Below are 17,845 nucleotides of genomic sequence, written 5' to 3'. Positions count from 1 at the left end.
TGATCGACGCGGCGGGTTCGGCCTGGTTGGGGGTGATCTTACGCGCCGGTGATGACACCGGGGCAAAACACGACCAGCGGAGCCTCAGCCCCGCTCTTCTCCACGCGCGAGTCCTTTGAGGTACTCGTTGTAGGCGTCGAGCTCCTTGTCACCGTGCTCCGCAACTGAGCGGTCGCGGATCTCGTTGTTCTTCGACTCCTGCCGGAACCAGGTGATGAGGATGATGAGGAGGATGAGAACGGCAGGGCCTTCGCCGTAGGCCCACGCGATCCCACCGGCGAGCTTCTGGTCTTCCATCGGGTCGATCCCCCACCTCGGCGGGAGTTGGGCGAAACGATCGACCAACGGAAGGGTCGCCATCATGACGATGACGCCGAAGAACGCATGGAGGCCTGCCTCCATGAAGGAGTGGAAGATGCGGACGACGTGGGATTCGGGAACTGGCAGCGGATCGGCGGGGATGAGGGTCGCGTTGAAGACGATTCCCGTGAAGAGGAAGACGAGCTCGAGCGCGATGTGCACGCCGATCCCCTGGTTGAAGACCCAGCTCGCCGCGTTCGAGAGGTAGAGGCCGTAGAAGAGGACAAGGAAGAGCGGAATCGAGAACAGCGGATGGACGATCACCTTGCCCGGCCATGACCGCAGTCCGAAGATCGCCGTCTTGAGCACCATCCGGCCGGGAAGATTGCGCGGCGTCGACCGCAGGAGCAGCGTACCTGGAGCGCCGAGGAGGAGCAGCGGCGGCACCGCCATCATCAGCGTCATCTGTTGGAACATGAAGACTGAGAACATGACCTGGCCGTAGCCCTCGATCGCAAGGCCCATCGTCGCGGCGAGCAGCGCACACCCGAGGAGGAAGAGGATTCCCCTCCATGCCGGCCACGGCCGACCCTGCACAGCCAGGCGGATCCAGCCAAAGGTATAGGCGAGGGCGACAAGCCCGGCGATGACGGGGATGACGGGAATGGGCTGTAGGTCGAAGCCGAGGAATGCGCTCAGCGAAGGGGCTTCAGTCGGGATCCACGTCAGGTCGGTCATTGTTCAGGTGATACCAATCTTGCAGGGATTGTGCGCACGCTCGTGACGCTCGCACAGCGGCCATGTCCTCGGTCAAGATTACTCCCCGGAGCTGTGCGCGTCGCCGCGTGCTCTTGTCGCGAGGCGTCGTGCGCCTGCCATATCGGTGGGAGGTGCAACGGGCGGTTGGGCCCCTTCGACTCGTGCGCGGGTTATCCACAGATTCAACTTCATCTGTTCTCAATCGGCGGGAACTCGCATAATGTGGTGCTCCCGGGCACCCGGACAGTGACGGTGCCGGAATCACGGACCACAGAGGCGTGGAATGAGAACCGGATTCGCTACACCCGTTCGTCGACCCTGGTTACCTCGCGCGCGTGGAATACGCCGCAGTCGGGCGTCGATTGCAATCGCTGGGATCGGGTGGTGTCATAGCGTCGAAGCAACACTCCCGGTCGGCGGGGGTCTGATCGGTGGAGTGTGCAGATGGCGCGGGTGGGGTTGTCGTTCAGCGACAGGTCGGAGATCTCGGCGGCCTCGAAAGCGGGCTGGTCGGTGCGGAGGATCGCCCGTCACCTGGGGCGTTGCCCGTCGGTGATCTCGCGGGAGCTTCACCGGAACTCGACGAAGACCCGCGGCTACCAGGCCGTGACCGCAGACGTCAGAGCGCAGCGTCGGCGAGCTCGCCCGCAGCAGCGGAAGGTCGCGGGGGATCCGGTGCTGCAGGCGAGGGTGGACGCCGACCTGGCCGCGTCCTGGACGCCGAACGAGATAGCGGGCCGGTTGCGTCTGGAGGCGACAGACCCGACCGTTGAACGCATGGCGAACTCTCCTGACGCACGCGGCCGAACCGTCTCCGGTGAGGCTATCTACCAGTACATCTACGCAATCCCGAAGGGTGAGCTCGCCCGCAAGGGCATCTTCCTGCAGTCCAAGCGGACCAAGCGCCGACCACGTACGACCGGGCGGACGCGCGGTGGCCCAATCGTAGGTATGGTCCCGATCGCGGAGCGAGGTGAGGACGCCGCCCAGCGTCGGGTGCCGGGGCACTGGGAGGGTGACCTGATCATCGGGAAGAACGGCACCTCGTGCGCGGCGACGCTGGTGGAGCGGATGAGCGGGTTCACCGGGCTGCTGGCCCTGCCCTCGAAACACGCCGAGCCAACCGCTGACGCGGTCATCGAGTTTTTCAACGACCTGCCCGAGATGATGAAGGCATCGTTGGCGTGGGACCAGGGCAGCGAGATGGCCCAGCACGCGAAGGTCTCCCTGGCCACGGCGATGCCGGTCTACTTCGCCGATCCCCACTCGCCCTGGCAGAGGCCCAGCAACGAGAACACGAACCGGCTCTACCGGGAGTATCTGCCCAAGGGCACGGTGATCCCCGATCACCAGCCCTACCTCACCACCATCGCCGAGGAGATCAACAATCGACCCCGCCGCCGACTGGGCTATCTCACGCCCACCGAGGCATTCGCTCGACTGCTCGCCGGCGAGCCCCATGTTGCTTCGACGCCTTGACATCGCCTCGTCGCCCTGAGCGCGTTCACAACGGCATGTGCTGACAATTCTCCGGTGAGCGCGCCCACGTCGACGCTCCCAGCGCCACAACCGTCCGAATCGGCCAGTTCGCCATCCGTTCCCGAGTACACCACCGACCTCGACCTCACCGACGAGGAGAAAGAAGCGGTGGAAGGGGCGCTGGTGGCGTTCGATGGGTACATAGAGACCATCAACGAGGTGTTTGCATCGGGTGGAGAGAATCTCGGTCAAGCCGAGAAGTTCGCAAGAGGCGGGTCGTTGGAGTCATTGAAAACGGATGCGGAGGAGATGCGATCAAATAACCAATACATGGCAGGAAAGTATGGATTTTACGACGTACAGATAGAAAGCGTGACGATTCCTGAAGACGTTGACACGCCAACTAAAGTCAGCATCCTCTTTTGCAATCGCGATTCGGAGTGGAGTGTCGTCAACAAAGGCGACCCGCTTCCCTCGTTGGAACCTAAGGCATTGACGATGCAACATATTGCAGACAATCAAGACGGCACGTGGAAGATCGCCAACCAGTACTTGCGGAGCAAGGAATGCAAAAAGGGCTGAGTCTCAAACTCTTTCTCGGTTGGTGCTTGATCGTGGTAGTAGTCACGACGTCGCAAGCCGCAGCACTAGCATCTGGTCCCGATTGTGGATCGATGGTAGGTCGAGATTGCAGTGTTGTTGAGCCTCCTGCTCCCCCTGCCCCTCCCGGCCCGGGAGACGGCGGCGGCTCCGGGGGTGGTGGCGGGGGCGGCTCAGGTGGCGGCGGCTCAGGCGGAGGCGGCGGCTCTGGCGGCGGAGGGGGCTCCGGTGGGGGCGGCAGCGGACCGCCGGACTGCGTGTACGAAGAGCTCGGCTACATCTGCGCGGACCTTCCCGATCCGCCAGGTGGCGGCGGTGGAGGCGGGGGTCCTGCTCGGCCGGAACCGCCGACCGAGATCCCCGAATCACAGTTCCAAACGTTCGACATCCCTGCACCCAAGATCAGTGCATGGCCCAAGGACTGGGCGGTCATCGGCAAACCCGCGGCGTTCTGGACCGACGCCGATGTCAGTTACATCGACATGACTCTCCTCGGTTACGCCGTCACGGTCAAAGTCACACCCGAAAAGTACAACTGGGACTTCGGCGACGGCACCGGCGCGACGACGACCAAGAAGGGATCGAAGCCGAAACCCGGCGACGACCCGGTCATCGGCCACGACTTCCAGAAGGTCGGCCCGACGACTGTCAGCATGACGACGACCTTCAGCGGTGAGTTCTCGGTCGACGGCGGCCCGTGGATTCCCATCGACGGCTATGCCTACGTGGCGAGCAACGAGCTGGCGATCGATGTCTACCGATTCCACCGTTATCTCGTCGACGAGGACTGCGCGACGAATCCCGACGGCCCCGACTGTCAGTGACTTCGGCGGCCTTCCCCGCGTTAGCTACGCGTGCCCCGCCCCAGGCACAACCACCGCCCCAACCGAGTCACCTCTCCACACGGGGCTTCCTCCGCTCGAAGAACATCACAGCGATGAAGCCGATGACGACGACCGCAGCCGGGACCCACAGCGCCTGCCCCATCGCATCCGCGAAACCTGAGGCTATCGCTTCGGGCATCCCGGATCCGTCAGGTCCAACCCCACCGCCGGCACCACCCGCGCCAGCTCCAGCCCCACCGGAAGCCCCCGCCCCACCGGAACCTCCCACACCGGCATCACCACCGCCGGCCATGCCGCCGGCATCACCGATGTTGGCCTCAAGCCGGGCCTCCATCGCCACAGCGATCGCCGCACTGCCGAGCACCGCCCCGACCTGACGCACCGTGTTGTACACACCTGACCCAGCGCCCGCGTAGTGCAGCGGCAGATTCCGCGTCGCTGTCGAACTGATCGGTGCCCACATGAAACCGTTGGCCACGCCCAGCAGCACGATCGCCGGCACCACCCTCCACGGCGACGAGTTCGCATCGAGGAGTGCGCCCAACCAGAACAGTCCCACAGAGAACGCCGCCAGCCCGATCCCCGCCAGCAGCCGCGGATTGCCCGTGTCCACCATCCGGCCCACGAACGGGGCGAGCAGCGTCGAAACGACGGCCATGGGCGCAAGCAACAGCGCCGCCTGGGTCGGGGTGTACCCGAGGACGTTCTGCGCCCACAGCATGAACGGGAACGCCATCGACGTGACACCGAATCCGACGGTCGTCATGGCGACGCAGGCGAGCGAGAAGTTCCGGTCACGGAACAGCGAGAGGGGGACGAGCACCTCGGCGGTGGTGTGCTTCTGCCACAGCACGAACGCCACGAGGAAGGCCAACCCGCCCCCGATGACGAACGGCACGGTGATCGGCCCGATGAGCGGACCCCATTCGACCGCGTGCGCCTGCTGAATTCCGTAGACGAGGAGGAACATCCCGCACGCGGAGAGGACGACACCGAGCCAGTCGAAGCTGTGCGGATGCGTCTGCAGGCGCGGGACCAGACGCCACGCGAGCACGAGGCCGATGAGCCCCACGGGCACGTTGACGAAGAAGATCCACTCCCAGCCGAAACCATCGACGAGCAGTCCCCCGATGATCGGCCCGAGCAGCGTGGCGATGCCCGCCACGGCACCCCACAGTCCCATCGCGGGACCGCGCCGGTCCGGCGGGAAGACGCGCGTGATCACGGCCATCGTCTGCGGCGTCATCGCCGCAGCTCCGAGTCCCTGGACGACGCGGGCGGCGATGAGCGCTCCGACACTGGCCGTCAGCCCGCACCACAGCGACGCCAGGGTGAACACGACGAGACCGACGAGGTAGACCCTCTTCGGGCCGTACTTGTCACCGAGTCGACCCGTGATGAGCAACGGTACGACATAGGCGAGCAGGTACGCCGACGTCACCCACACGACCGCGTTGATGTCGGCGCCGAGCGACGCCATGATGTCGGGCATCGCAACGGAGACGATCGTCGAATCGACGAGGATCATGAAGAAGCCGACGCACAGTGCCCAGAGTGCTCGCCACGGATTCGCCGGTTGAGACGAGCTCGACGGCTCGGAGGAAGCTGCTGAGTTGTTCACTGCCTCATCCTCAACCCGTCCATATTCTCAGTCAACTCACACAGGAAAACCCAACAGAACCTGTCAGACTGTCGCCATGGTCTGTCGACTCACCGAGCTGCTCCCCGATTCCCACTGGCCAGTCGTCATCATCGGCGCAGGTCAAGCGGGTCTTTCCGCCGCCCATTACCTATGGCGCGACGGTCTGAAGCCGGGCCGGGACTTCATCGTCCTCGATGCCGCCGACGGTCCTGGCGGCGCTTGGCGACAGCGTTGGGAATCACTCACCCTGGGGTCGACGAACCACATCGCCGACCTCCCCGGCTTCCCGTTGGGCACCCCCGATCCCTCGGTCCCCGCCTCGGCGATCGTCACCGACTACTACTCCCGCTTCGAGGACGAACTCGAACTCTGCGTCGTCCGCCCCGCCGAGGTGGCGAACGTGACCTCGGCCGACCCCGGCACCGGACCACTGCAGATCACCGTCCGCCTCGACGGCGAACGCGTCCACCTCACCAGCGATTTCATCATCAACGCCACCGGCACGTGGACGCATCCCTACGTCCCCTTCGTCCCCAGCATCGCCGAGTTCGAGGGCCTGCAGCTCCACACCGCCCAGTTCCGCGGCGTCGAGGACTTCCGCGGACTGCGCACCCTCGTCGTCGGCGGCGGTATCTCCGCCACCCAGTTCCTCCTCCAGCTCGCCGAGGTGACCGATACCCTCTGGGCCACCCGACGTCCCCCGAACTTCACCGCCAGAGAGTTCGACGGCAACTGGGGTCTCGAAGTCGAACGGGCGGTGCGCTCCCGCACCCTCGCGGGTCTGCCGCCGGCCAGCGTCGTCCGCACCACCGGTCTTCCGCTGCGACGCGAGTTCCTCGACGGTGTCGAGGCCGGGATCCTCGTCTCCCATGGGATGTTCGACGAGATCCTCCCCCACGGCGTCCACTTCCCCGCCCGCCCCGCCGAGGCGACCGCCTCATCCGAAGGACTCGGACCCTCCCGGAGCGACCGCCTCGCCCTCCCCCAATCCTGGCAGCCCTTCCCCGAAGAACGGGTCGAAGACGTCGACGTCATCTTCTGGAACACGGGCTTCCGAGCCGCGCTCAACCACCTCGCTCCCCTGCACCTGCGCTCCCGAGAAGGCGGAATCGCCATGGACACCGAGGTGGCGGTGAAGAACGATCACCGCATCTTCCTCGTCGGCTATGGTTCGGCCAGTTCCACGGTGGGGGCGACGCGCGCCGGGCGCATCGCCGCCCGTGAACTCCTCAAACGGCTCGACACCCTCGACTCCGCCCCCGCGATGGACAGCAATGAGGCAGCGGCGCGTCGGACGTCCGGCGGCGCAGCGGACGCAGCTGTCGCGAGCGGCACGGAACACACCCGGGCTCGGCGAGCGGAGGAGGCGACGGTCAGTTCAGCCCCGGCGGCGGAGTGAGCGCATTTCCGGCGAAGCGCACCGTCGGAAGCATCTGCGCGTAGACGGCAGCCGCCTCGGCGTCATCGGACTTCGCCACCATCTCGACACTGACCTTGTACAGCCGGCCGTCGTCGCGAATCCCGGCCACTGCCCCGTAGAGCACCGACTCCGTGCTCGCGATCGAACGCACCTCCGACGGCCCCAGCACACCCTGGACCGTCCAGAAGACTCCGCCCGGGGTCTCGCCCACCTTCTCGGAGACAACGCGAGAACCCGATTCCGAGAACGTCACGTCCATGGCCTCGTCGGTGACATCCTGAGGCTGCGTCCCGCCCCACGCGTAGCAGTTGACGCTGATGAGGCGCGCATCGCCGTTCGAGTACAGCCAGTAGCCGGAATAGCCCACCCCATCGCCCCATCGGCGATCCATTGCGAACTCGACGGAGATCGGGCACTCCTCACCGAGCGTGACTGCGACCTCCTCCATCCCGTCCGGGATCGCCTTCTCGGTCGGTTCCGGTGTGGCCTCCGCACTGTCTCTCAGCCCGACTTCGACCGGCTTCGAATTCTGTTCCGACGTGCTCACCCTGAGCGCCGAGCACCCTGTCACGAACAGGCTCAGGCTCAGCATTCCGCCGAGCAGCAGCCGAGGGATCATCAGCAGGCCTTCCGTCGTCGTCACAGACATCGTACGGCACAGAGTCCGCTGCGATCCTGGCGCGAGTCTCCGGGGAGGCATAGGCTCAGGTCATGACCGATCTCCCGCTCCTCGATGATTCCGAACTCTCGCGCATCCTCTGCATCGTCGCCCACCCTGATGACATGGAGTACGGCGCATCCGCGGCCGTCGCGAAGTGGACGGGTGAGGGCAAGACCGTTGCCTATCTTCTCCTCACACACGGCGAGGCGGGCATCAGGAACCTCCCGCCTGTCGAAGTCGGCCCGTTGCGCGCCGAGGAACAGGCGAATGCCTGTCGCATCGTCGGCGTCGACGACCTCGAGATCCTCGACTTCCCCGACGGACTGCTCGAACCCGATCAGGCGCTCCGGCACGCGATCGCGAAGAGGATCCGCGAATTCCGTCCCGACGCCGTGATGATGACCAACTGGCGCCTCGAAGTCCCGTGGGGCCTCAATCATGTCGACCACCGCGCAACGGGGATTGCGACGATCGATGCGATCCGAGACGCGGACAATCCGTGGCTGTTCACCGACCTTGCGGCTGCCGGTCTCGCCGCGTGGAAGGCGACCCGTCTCCTCGTCACCGGCTCCGAGCCGACGAACGCGATCGAGCTCAGCTCCGAGGACGTCGCCAAGGGCGTCGCCTCCCTCGAAGCCCACACCGTCTACCTCGAAGCCCTGTCGGATCATCCGGAGCCCGAGAAGATGATCACTGACATCTGCACGAGCGCAGGTGAAGAGGCCGGAGTCGAGTATGCGCTGCCGGTGCAGGTCATCGACATGTGAGGACCCGGCGCCGTGCGCTGCCCCCTCGACCGCGGATCCCCTGGGCGGCCGATCCTCGACCGCGGATCCTCGGCCGTGGTTCCTCGACCGTGGAGATGAACGTCCACCGCAGACGCCGCTGGGGCTCAGCGAACGGATTCGCTGAGCCCCAGTGGACGGCCGGCAGTGTCCCCGGCGGACGGTGCAGGTGGTGCCTCACTCGCCGAGTGCGGCCACCGCTGCGTCGTAGTCGGGTTCGGTGGTGATCTCGTCGACGAGCTGTTCGTAGACCACGGTGCCGTTGGCGTCGAGGACGACGACGGAGCGGGCGAGCAGTCCGGCCAAGGGTCCGTCGACCATGGTCACACCGTATTCCTTGCCGAAGGCGCTGCGGAATCCGGAGGCGGTGATGACGTTCTCGATGTTCTCAGCACCGCAGAAGCGGGCCTGCGCGAACGGCAGGTCGTTCGAGACGCACACGACTGTAGTGTTCTCGAGGCCGGCGGCGAGTTCATTGAACTTGCGGACCGAGGCGGCGCACACTCCGGTGTCGACGCTCGGGAAGATGTTGAGCACGACCCTGCTGTCGGCGAATTCCGAGGAGTTGACCTCGCCGAGGTCGTTGCCGACGAGCGTGTACGCGGGAGCCTGGGTGCCGACGGCGGGCAGATCGCCGACGGTGTGGACGGGGTTGCCTTCGAGTGCTGTGGTCGCCATGCTTCGATCATTCCTTCACGTGAGGCAGATGCGGTCGAAGCTCACTCTACGTCAAACTCCCTGGCTTGACTCCTCGTTCCGCTTCCCGGCGAAACGCGACTCGATGACGATGAGGATGAGGACGACGACGGCACCGACGGCTGCGAGGAGGATCGGTCCGAGCACCGGATCGTAGGGGGCCAGCAGGCCGCCCGCACCGTGCGGCTCCCCGTCGGAGCCCACCTCGGCGGCGGACTGCCACGGCCACAGGGCGCGGAGGGAGCCGAGCATGAGTCCGGCCATGATGAGCAGCGTCCACCAGCGGTGGTTGTGGAGGAAGTAGCGGAGGATGTTGACGAACACCGCGAGTCCGACCACGGCACCGAGCCCGAAGACCGCGATGTAGACGAGGTTGCGGCTGTCGACGGCCTGCAGCGTCGTCGTGTACATGCCGACGGCGAGGAGGAAGAACGATCCCGAGACGCCGGGGACGACGAGAGCGCAGATGGCGATCGAGGCGACGAGGAAGACGAGGATGAGCGGCGGGTTCTCGACCTCCGCTCCCCCGGCCAGCCCCGTCATCCAGAAGGCCAGCGCCGCCGCGGCGAGGAAGGCGAGGATGCCGAGCAGGATCGGTTGGCGGGGCGTCCTGGCCGGCAGCATCCGCAGCGGGACGACGATGCTCGCCGCGACGAGACCGAAGAAGAGTCCGCGGGCGAGCTCGGGGTTGTTCGTGACGAACCCGGCCATGACGCCGGCGATGCTGAAGACGGCGGTCGCCATTCCGAGGAGGACGGGGATGATGAGGAACCAGTCGGTGCGACGCAGCTCGTCGAGCATGCCTCTGACCCGGTTCGGCCCCGTCACCAGCGTCTTCGCGGCCTTGACGACGTGCGCAGCGGAATCGATGAGCTCATCGTAGACTCCGGTGACCAGGGCGACCGTACCGCCGGAGACTCCCGGGACGAGCTCGGCGGAGCCGATGAGGAAACCGCGGACGAGGTCGAGTGGGATCCACGCCTTCGAACGCGGCACGGGGTTGTCGGAAGCACTCGTGGTGTCAGGGGCAGGTGAGGTCAAGGATCGCCTTCGTCAGGGGGCAGGGAAAGAACGTCTCCTTCCAGGGTCTCATATGCACCGTCCCGTCCGCCTGTTCACAGCGGTCTCTGGAGCGTGATGTCAGTCGCCGACGCTGCCGTCGATGCTCTCCCGGATGAGATCAGCGTGACCGGCATGCCGTGCGTACTCCTCGATCATGTGGATGAGCACCCAGCGCACATTGTGCACGTGGCCGTGACGTCGTCGTACCAGCTCCTGATCGAGATCGTCGACTCCGTCGAGGACCCTTCGGGCAGCTGTGCACGCCGTCTCGTGGAGGTCGAGGAGATCCTGAAGGGAGTCGTCGGCGGCGCTGTGGAAGTCCCAGTCGGGGTCAGCTCGCCAGTCGATGGTCGCGAACGGTTCGGGCAGATCCTCACCGAGGATGTCCTCGAGGAACCACGAGTACTCGACGAGGCTGAGGTGCTTGATGATCCCGCCGAGCGTCAGCGTCGACGCACCGACCGTGCGGTTGAGGTCCGCAGAGCTCAGGCCGTCGACCTTGCGTCTGAGCACCTGTCGGTAGTACTCGAGGTAGTCGACGAGACCGTCGCGCTCACTCGGTGCGGGTCTCGGATCGTCGAGTGGAAGACTCATCGGGGTTCCTTCCTCAGTTCTGCTTCCGACGGCCGATGTCGAAGACGTAGCCCTCGGGGTCCCTGAGGGTCGTCCATTCGATGCCGAACTCGTCGAACGAGCCGACCTTCGTCGCCCCGAGGGCGATCGCCCGGTCGACGTCAGCCGGATAGTGCGGATCGTCGAGGTCGATGTGCAGCGGGTTCTTCGTTTCGACGTGGTCGTCGACCTTGAGGAAGAGCATGCCCGGGGTCGGCGAGTCTCCGGAGTGGATGCCGCCGATGCTCGCAACGAACTCATTGGCCCCGTCGTCGATCTCTGCGCCGAGGAGCTCGGCCCAGAACAGCGACTGGGTTTCGACGTCGAGGCAGTCGAAGGTGATGCTCAGGGAGTGAAGTGAAGCCATGCCTTCGGGTTCCTTCCGGGTCGGTTCTCTCTGCTGTGGTGCGATGATCGGCGACGCATGATCGGCGGTGGTGAACTCACCCTAGCCTTCGCCACTGACACGACCGCCCCGCTCGGTCACGAACCGCAGTCGGCCGTCACATGACGCGCGCACGACAGTCCCGAGAGACGTCCGAGGGTCGCACTTCCCCTCCCCGCGTCGGAGCGGTCAGCTGCGAGGCTGTCGGGCGAGCTGCCGGGACTGGGCGACGAGGCGCCCGGTCGAGTCCCACAGCTCGCAGTCCTCTTCGAACATGCCGCCGGCGATGTTGCGCGTCTCGACCTTCACCGCGATCCAGCCCGGCGCCGGGAGGGCGCGGACGTGCGCGGTGAGCTCCATCGTCGGTGACCAGCCGAACCGTCCGAGGTCGAACATCACCGGCGGGAAGGCGTCGAGGAAGGCGAGGAGGGCGAGGGGGTCGGCATCGGCACCGTCTCCGAGCCGGATCCAGCCCTGGAGCAGACCGCGCCCGCTCGGCTTCCCGGCCGCGAAGCCCGCCGTGGCGGGGTCGAGGCGCATGTCGTATTGGGAGACGATCGGTGCGGCGTCGAGGAATTCCCGGGGTCCGTCGGCCATGGGCATGCAGTCCTCGGGCGCGGGGAGGTCCGGTGGACTCGCCGAGGTGGCGACATCGCCCGGCAGTCCACCGAGGCTGCCGTACGTGGCCAGGGCCGTCATCGTCGGTCGTCCGTCCTGGGTGAGCTCGGCTCCCAGCGTCGCACTCGAGCGTCCCGTCCGGATGGTCCGTACGGCCACCTCGGCGGGACCGGCATCACCGGGACCGAGATAGTACGCGGAGATGACGAGAGGGTCCGGAAGGTCGGGAACGGTCTCGGAGAGCGCTCGGCCCATCACGCCGAGGAGGTAGCCGCCGTTGATCGCGCCGGCAACCTTCCAGCTTCCATCGAGATCGGCGGCGAAGGTGGACTCGGACGTCGGCGTCACGGAGGTCGCACGGGCGAAGTCGCTGAGGGTTTGGCTCGTCATGTGATCCACGTTACCACTGACTGAACGTTCGACAAGTCATGTCCGGCGGGCGGACTGGCGTTCGCTGCCACGGCGATAGTTGCCCGTGACGCGGGCAAGGAGCTGCTGGTCGGCGGCATCGCCTGCCCCGAGCTTGGGAATGAGCGCCGCAGCCTGCTTGCCGCCGAGTTCCATCACGGTGCGACCGCCGCGGCCGATGATGATCATGCCGGACTTCGTGATGCGGTAGACGAACGGATCGTCGTCGAGGCTCATTCCCACTTCCCTGTCTGCGTCGTCGCAGTACGGTTGTCTCCATGAGCATAGTCCTCGAGCCGATCGACCCGCGTGCGAGCGATCGCGACCGACTCATCGAGTTCTTCTCAGAGAATGCGTTCCCGTTCCATGCGAACTCCGGAACCCGCACGCCCGAGCAGGCCGCTGCGTTCGTCGATTCCGCCGGGTTCGTCGGCGACGGCGGCGCCGCGTTCTGGGTCGTCGACCCGGAGTGTGGCCGGGTCGGTGTCGTCCGGTTCGACGACCTCGGCGATGACACTCCGATGTTCGATCTGCGGCTGGATGAACGGCACCGCGGGCGGGGTCTGGGGGTGCCGACGCTCAGGGCGGTGACCGATCATCTCTTCACGACCACCTCGGCGAATCGGTTCGAAGGGCAGACCCGCGAGGACAACATCGCGATGAGGACGGTGTTCGTCCGGGCCGGCTGGTCGAAGGAAGCGCACCATCGCCGAGCGTGGCCGGTCGGAGACGGCGAAGTCCGGGATGCGGTGGGGTACGCGATCCTCCGGGAGGAATGGGAGACGGGGAACTCGGTTCCGGTGCGGTGGGACGACTTTCGGGCGTGAAGGAGGGGCGCTCCCAGTGGGAACGCCCCTCGCGAGATCTCACACAGTCACATGGTGACTGTCAGAGAACTCAGTTCTTCTTCACCCGACGCATCGTCAGCACCACAGCAGCACCACCGACAAGCAGCAGACCCGCACCAGCAGCAAGACCGGTCAGCTCAGCACCGGTACGCGGCAGATCCGAACCACCGCCGCCGTTGCCACCGTCCTTGCCGTCATCGGAGCCACCGCCGCCGTTGCCCTGGTCATCAGCGACGACCTTGAACGAACCGGTCAGAGGCGACTCGTCATCGGTGTCATTGGCACCCGTGACGGAGACGTCGTACTTGCCGACGTAGACCGAGGGGTTCGAAGCGCTCGTTCCGTAGATCGAGAACCTGGCCACACCGTCGGCGTTCGCCGTCTCGGTCAGCTCGATGCCCTTGACGTTCTCCGGACCGGCCATCACCTCGAGAGTGACCTTCTCGCCCTCGTCGAAGCCCTTGACCGTGATCTTCACGCCCTTGTCCTCCTTGACGAACTCGGAGGCAGCGATCTCCTTCGGCTCGATCGCGATGGCACGCTCGGCAGGAGCCTCGCCATCCTTCGAGTCATCGGCGTCAGCGTTGGAGTCCTTCGAGTCCGCAGCCGCATCAGCGTTGGCGTCCTTGGCGTCGGCACCCGCGTCAGCGTTCGCGTTCGAGTCGTCGCCCTCAGCGGCAGCATCAGCGTTCGCGTCGTCGCCTTCAGCAGCGGCGTCAGCAGTCGCATCATCCGCGGCCTGGACCGTCACGGTGAACGATGTGACGTCGGACTTCTGTCCGTCGACGACGGTCTGCGCCTTGTAGGCGTAATCGCCTTCGGCTTCGGGGCCTTCGAGGGTGAAGTTGCCCTCTGCGTCAGACGTGACGGTCTTCGAACCCTCCGCCGGAGCGGCCTGCGGGCCGGTACCTGCCGGCGCCCAAGAAACTTCGACCTGGGTGTTCGGTGTGGCTGTACCGGTGACCTGCCCGTTGGGCTTGATCGTCTGGTTCTCAGCCTTCGGCGCTTCCGGCTTCTCAGGGTTGCCATCGTCGGAGGCATCCGCGTCGGCACCATCGGCACCCGCGTCAGCGTTGGCACCAGCGCCGTCGGCACCAGCGTCGCTGTCCGCGCCATCGGCACCCGCATCAGCGTTGGCACCAGCGCCATCGGCACCCGCATCAGCGTTGGCAGCCGCACCGTCAGCACCGGCGTCGCTGTCGGCACCATCGGCACCCGCATCAGCGTTCGCATCGTCGCCACCACCGTTGTCCGGCGGGGTGAGACGGAAGTCGGTGCCGGACTGCTGGAGAGAGTAGTCGAGGTCGGCGACCCAGCCGAACTGGAACGTAGTTCCATTCGACTCAGCAGGTCCGCCACCCGAGATCACGCCGACGGCGGTGTCTCCCTGGAAGACGGCGCCACCCGAGTCGCCGGGCTGCGAGAACGGGTCATCGACGTCCGACCGGACGCCGAATCCGTGGACCCAGTATCCGCCGATGTTCGCGTAGTCGAACGCCTCGTTGTATTCAGTCCAGACTTCGCCTTCGGTGACTCCGGTAGTGCGACCGGACTTCTGCACCGTGCCAGGCTGCTCAGAGCCGACCTGCTTGATATCAGTCGCGAGTTTCGTCGACAGATCGTTGGTCGACGCGCTCGTCCAATCGGTCACGCCGTTCTTGACGTCGTACTTGGTCTCGTCGACATTGATGACAGCGAAGTCGATGTCAGTGGACTTCGGCTGCGGCCAGCCGTTCGGGTCATCACCGACCAGGTAGTCGCCACTGCCGTAGCTCGAGAATCCCCAGGTGCCGATGACACCGAGTCCGGATCGATTGAATCCGTCACCCCCGGCAGCAGGAGCTGTCGACGGCTGCTCAGTCTGGTCGACCGTGGACGGCCCCGAAATGACACCGGTGTCCTCGTTGTAGTCCTTCGCACAGTGTCCCGCGGTGAGGACGATCGGGTTTCCCGCCCCGTCCCAGCCGGAGAAGCCGGTCGAGCAGGCTCCACCGCCGGAGGGAGACGTCACGAGGTAGCCCGCTCCACCGACGATGTCGTTGGCCGCGTAGGGCTTGAGCTCGCCGACGCCTTCGATGACGTCGACATTGTCGAACCTCTTCTCGAGGTCCTTGATTTCGTCGGTCTTCTTCTCGACGCCGAGGTTGAGCTTCCCATTCTTCACACCGTAGGCGTTGACGTTGCCGGGATCGATCTCTGCCAGAGCCTTCTCGACCTGCTTGTCGCTCTGCACGTCGATCTTCTGCGGGCCGTCCGCCATCGCAGGCGAGGCGAAGAACGCGCTGCCCAGACCAAGCGCCGCAGCGGCGGTCAGAGCAAGCGAGCTCTGCACGAGCTTCTTCTGCATACTTTCCGTCTCTCTTCTCAGGGGGAGTTGCTAATGTCACAAAGTGATGACCTTAGTCACAAACAGGTTACGGTCCGCGTCCAGCAACCACCAAGAATCGGGCCCCTGAGCTGTGAACTAAATGAACGAAACAACTCACCCTCCGAGATCGCCGCCAACACAGGGAACAAGCGTCCTTGACTGCGTCCTCGGACATGAAGGAGGGGCGCTCCCGGTGTCACCACCGGAAACGCCCCTCACGAACCCTCACACAGTCACACGGTGACTGTCAGAGACCTCAGTTCTTCTTGACCCGACGCATCGTCAGCACCACAGCAGCTCCGCCGACGAGCAGCAGACCCGCACCTGCGGCGAGGCCAGTCAGCTCAGCACCGGTGCGCGGCAGGTCCGAACCACCGTCGCCACCGTCCTTGCCGTCGTCGCTGCCGCCGCCATTGCCCTGGTCATCTGCGACGACCTTGAACGAACCGGACAGAGCCGACTCATCCTCGGTGTCGTTCGCACCGGTGACGGAGACGTCGTACTTGCCGACGTAGACCGAGGGATCGGACGCGCTCGTTCCGTAGATCGAGAATCGCGCCTCGCCATCGGCGTTCGCCGTTTCGTCGAGCTCGATGCCCTTGACGTTCTCAGGACCGGAGACGAGCTTGAGCGAGACCTTCTCGCCCTCATCGAAGCCCTTGACGGAGATCGTGACCGCCTTGTCCTTCTTGACGAAGTCGGAGGCGGCGATCTCCTTGGGGTCAACGGTGATGTCGCGTTCGACCGGAGCCGGAGTCTCGGTCTTCTCCTCCTCCACCGTTACGGTGAAGGTCGTCGCTTCGGACTGCTGTCCGTCGACGACGGCCACGGCCGAGTAGTCGTACTTGCCCGGAGCCTCGGGTCCTTCGAGTGCGAAGTTGCCATCAGCATCTGCCTTGACGGTCTTCGACCCTTCCGACGCGGCCTGGGTGCCGTTGGCACCGGCCTTCGACGCGGGCTTCCACTCGAGCTTGACCTCGGCGTCGGCAGCGGCCTTGCCCTTGACCTCGCCCTTGGGCTTGATCGTCTGGTCCTCGGCCTTCGGGGCGGCCGGTGCCTCAGGCGTCTCGGTGCCCGGCTTCTCGATGTTGAACGACTGTCCGGACTGCTCCAGCGAGTAGTCGAGGTCAGCGACCCAGCCGAACTGGGTTCCGTCCGAGAGAGGACCTCCACCGGAGATGACACCGACAGCGGTGTCTCCCTGGAACACTGCGCCACCGGAATCGCCCGGCTGTGAGAACGGCTTGTCACCCGGCGAGGTGACGCCGAAGCCGTGCACCCAGTAGCCGCCGACATTCGTGTAGTCGAAGTCGTACTCGGACCGCGGGATGACCTGACCTTCGGTGAGACCGGTCGTCCGGCCCGACTTCTGGACCTTGCCCTCGGTGTGCGAGCCGACCTTGGCGATGTTGGTAGCGAGCTTCGCCGACAGATCGTCGGAATCCGCGGTCGACCAGTCCGTCACGCCGTTCTTCACGGTGTACTTCGACTCGTCGACGTTGATGACGGCGAAGTCGATGTCGCCTTCCTTGGGAAGCGGCGGGTTCGGATCGTTCGGATCGAGCAGATCTCCGCTGCCGTAGCTCGTGTAGCCCCACGTGCCGAGGACTCCCAGACCGGACTTGACGAAGCCCTCTCCGCCGTTGGCCTCAGCGGAGCTCGGCTGCTCGGTCTCACCGACGACCGAGTCGCCCTTGATCTCGCCGGTGTCCGCGTTGTAGTCCTTCGAGCAGTGTCCCGCAGTGAGGATGACGGGCTTGCCCGCATCATCCCACCCGGAGAATCCGGTCGAGCACACGCCAGCACCCGCGGGGGTGTTGGCGAGGTAGCCCGCACCGCCGACGACATCGTTCTTCGCGTAGGGCTTGAGTTCCTTGATGCCTTCGGTGACCTTGATGTTCGTGAACTTCTTCTCAAGCTCTTTGATCTCAGCAGTCTTCTTCTCCACGCCGAGGCTGAGCTTGCCGTTGCGCTCACCGTAGGCGTTGACGCCTTCGATGTCGGAGAGAGCCTTCTGGATCTGCTTGTCGCTCTGCACGTCGAGCGTCTGCGCTTCCGCGGCCATCGCGGGCGACGCGAAGAACGCGCTGCCGAGGCTGAGCGCCGTAGCGGCGGTCAGGGCGAGTGAACTCTGCACAAGTCTCTTCTGCATACTCTTCGATTCCCTTGGTCGGATTCATTGATGATTGCTCGATGTCCTCGTGCGCGCGTCATCCGAAGATCACGCTCGGGTCACGAGAACAGCTGTTCAACCACCCGCAAGGTTACGGATCGGCAACGACGACGAGCAAGAACAATGCGTGTTGCTCGTGAACAAAACGAACAAAACCTGGATTCTCCGGTCTCATCCGCGACAC

General features: G+C 65.3%; 17 protein-coding genes. 6 read left to right on the top strand and 11 right to left on the bottom strand.

What is annotated here, in order from left to right:
- Window positions 1-84 precede the first annotated feature (84 nt).
- On the bottom strand, window positions 85-1,038 hold the full coding sequence (locus tag ACQ1RG_RS11330) for a cytochrome c oxidase assembly protein (protein ID WP_009375094.1): 954 nt from the start codon (window positions 1,036-1,038) through the stop codon (window positions 85-87).
- 465 nt (window positions 1,039-1,503) lie between these two features.
- Here ACQ1RG_RS11330 and ACQ1RG_RS11325 point away from each other — a divergent pair, with 465 nt between their 5' ends.
- The 3 genes from ACQ1RG_RS11325 to ACQ1RG_RS11315 all read left to right on the top strand — a co-directional run bounded on the left by ACQ1RG_RS11325 (window position 1,504) and on the right by ACQ1RG_RS11315 (window position 3,962).
- Window positions 1,504-2,538: an IS30 family transposase gene (locus ACQ1RG_RS11325; protein ID WP_009381402.1), complete on the top strand. Its 1,035-nt coding sequence runs from the start codon at window positions 1,504-1,506 to the stop codon at window positions 2,536-2,538.
- A gap of 54 nt (window positions 2,539-2,592) precedes the next feature.
- Window positions 2,593-3,120, top strand: a complete 528-nt coding sequence (locus ACQ1RG_RS11320) for a hypothetical protein (protein WP_063250967.1) — start codon at window positions 2,593-2,595, stop codon at window positions 3,118-3,120.
- A gap of 275 nt (window positions 3,121-3,395) precedes the next feature.
- On the top strand, window positions 3,396-3,962 hold the full coding sequence (locus ACQ1RG_RS11315) for a hypothetical protein (RefSeq protein ID WP_009375091.1): 567 nt from the start codon (window positions 3,396-3,398) through the stop codon (window positions 3,960-3,962).
- A 67-nt stretch (window positions 3,963-4,029) separates the two neighbouring features.
- Here the strand turns inward: ACQ1RG_RS11315 and ACQ1RG_RS11310 are convergent, their stop codons facing one another.
- On the bottom strand, window positions 4,030-5,604 hold the full coding sequence (locus tag ACQ1RG_RS11310; RefSeq protein ID WP_131248597.1) for a DHA2 family efflux MFS transporter permease subunit: 1,575 nt from the start codon (window positions 5,602-5,604) through the stop codon (window positions 4,030-4,032).
- Between the two features lie 76 nt (window positions 5,605-5,680).
- Between ACQ1RG_RS11310 and ACQ1RG_RS11305 the strand changes: the two genes are divergently transcribed.
- Window positions 5,681-7,024 carry an FAD-dependent oxidoreductase gene (locus ACQ1RG_RS11305; protein ID WP_063250970.1) on the top strand — a complete coding sequence of 448 codons (1,344 nt, stop codon included), beginning with the start codon at window positions 5,681-5,683 and terminating at the stop codon, window positions 7,022-7,024.
- Here the strand turns inward: ACQ1RG_RS11305 and ACQ1RG_RS11300 are convergent.
- Entirely contained in the window at window positions 6,999-7,694 is a 696-nt protein-coding gene (locus ACQ1RG_RS11300) for a hypothetical protein (protein WP_205772082.1), read from the bottom strand. The two genes, ACQ1RG_RS11305 and ACQ1RG_RS11300, sit on opposite strands and share 26 nt — an antisense overlap.
- 62 nt (window positions 7,695-7,756) lie before the next feature.
- Between ACQ1RG_RS11300 and ACQ1RG_RS11295 the strand changes: the two genes are divergently transcribed.
- On the top strand, window positions 7,757-8,473 hold the full coding sequence (locus ACQ1RG_RS11295; RefSeq protein WP_009375083.1) for a PIG-L deacetylase family protein: 717 nt from the start codon (window positions 7,757-7,759) through the stop codon (window positions 8,471-8,473).
- A 195-nt stretch (window positions 8,474-8,668) separates the two neighbouring features.
- Here ACQ1RG_RS11295 and tpx read toward each other — a convergent pair whose 3' ends face one another.
- From tpx to ACQ1RG_RS11265, 6 genes are all read right to left on the bottom strand, one after another.
- Window positions 8,669-9,169, bottom strand: a complete 501-nt coding sequence (tpx, locus tag ACQ1RG_RS11290) for a thiol peroxidase (protein ID WP_009375080.1) — start codon at window positions 9,167-9,169, stop codon at window positions 8,669-8,671.
- A gap of 51 nt (window positions 9,170-9,220) precedes the next feature.
- Entirely contained in the window at window positions 9,221-10,228 is a 1,008-nt protein-coding gene (locus ACQ1RG_RS11285) for a DUF368 domain-containing protein (RefSeq protein ID WP_223289852.1), read from the bottom strand.
- 99 nt (window positions 10,229-10,327) lie between these two features.
- Entirely contained in the window at window positions 10,328-10,843 is a 516-nt protein-coding gene (locus ACQ1RG_RS11280) for a DinB family protein (protein ID WP_009375076.1), read from the bottom strand.
- 13 nt (window positions 10,844-10,856) lie between these two features.
- Window positions 10,857-11,228, bottom strand: a complete 372-nt coding sequence (locus ACQ1RG_RS11275) for a VOC family protein (protein ID WP_167559828.1) — start codon at window positions 11,226-11,228, stop codon at window positions 10,857-10,859.
- 207 nt (window positions 11,229-11,435) lie between these two features.
- Entirely contained in the window at window positions 11,436-12,254 is an 819-nt protein-coding gene (locus ACQ1RG_RS11270) for a thioesterase family protein (RefSeq protein WP_063250973.1), read from the bottom strand.
- Window positions 12,255-12,290: 36 nt separating this feature from the next.
- Window positions 12,291-12,509: a hypothetical protein gene (locus ACQ1RG_RS11265; RefSeq protein WP_063250974.1), complete on the bottom strand. Its 219-nt coding sequence runs from the start codon at window positions 12,507-12,509 to the stop codon at window positions 12,291-12,293.
- A gap of 41 nt (window positions 12,510-12,550) precedes the next feature.
- On the opposite strand from ACQ1RG_RS11265, the gene ACQ1RG_RS11260 reads away from it, so the two are divergent.
- Entirely contained in the window at window positions 12,551-13,099 is a 549-nt protein-coding gene (locus ACQ1RG_RS11260) for a GNAT family N-acetyltransferase (RefSeq protein WP_063250975.1), read from the top strand.
- 70 nt (window positions 13,100-13,169) lie between these two features.
- On the opposite strand, the gene ACQ1RG_RS11255 is transcribed toward ACQ1RG_RS11260, so the two are convergent.
- Together ACQ1RG_RS11255 and ACQ1RG_RS11250 are read right to left on the bottom strand one after the other, a co-directional pair.
- Window positions 13,170-15,467, bottom strand: a complete 2,298-nt coding sequence (locus ACQ1RG_RS11255; protein WP_063250976.1) for a S1 family peptidase — start codon at window positions 15,465-15,467, stop codon at window positions 13,170-13,172.
- A gap of 277 nt (window positions 15,468-15,744) precedes the next feature.
- The gene (locus ACQ1RG_RS11250; protein ID WP_063250977.1) at window positions 15,745-17,640 is read right to left on the bottom strand and encodes a S1 family peptidase; all 1,896 of its coding nucleotides are present in this window, start codon (window positions 17,638-17,640) and stop codon (window positions 15,745-15,747) included.
- Window positions 17,641-17,845: the final 205 nt, after the last annotated feature.

This window comes from Brevibacterium sp. K72 (assembly GCF_050562175.1).
GTDB classification, from domain to species: Bacteria; Actinomycetota; Actinomycetes; order Actinomycetales; family Brevibacteriaceae; genus Brevibacterium; species Brevibacterium casei.
This window is presented reverse-complemented; position numbering and strand designations above follow the sequence as displayed.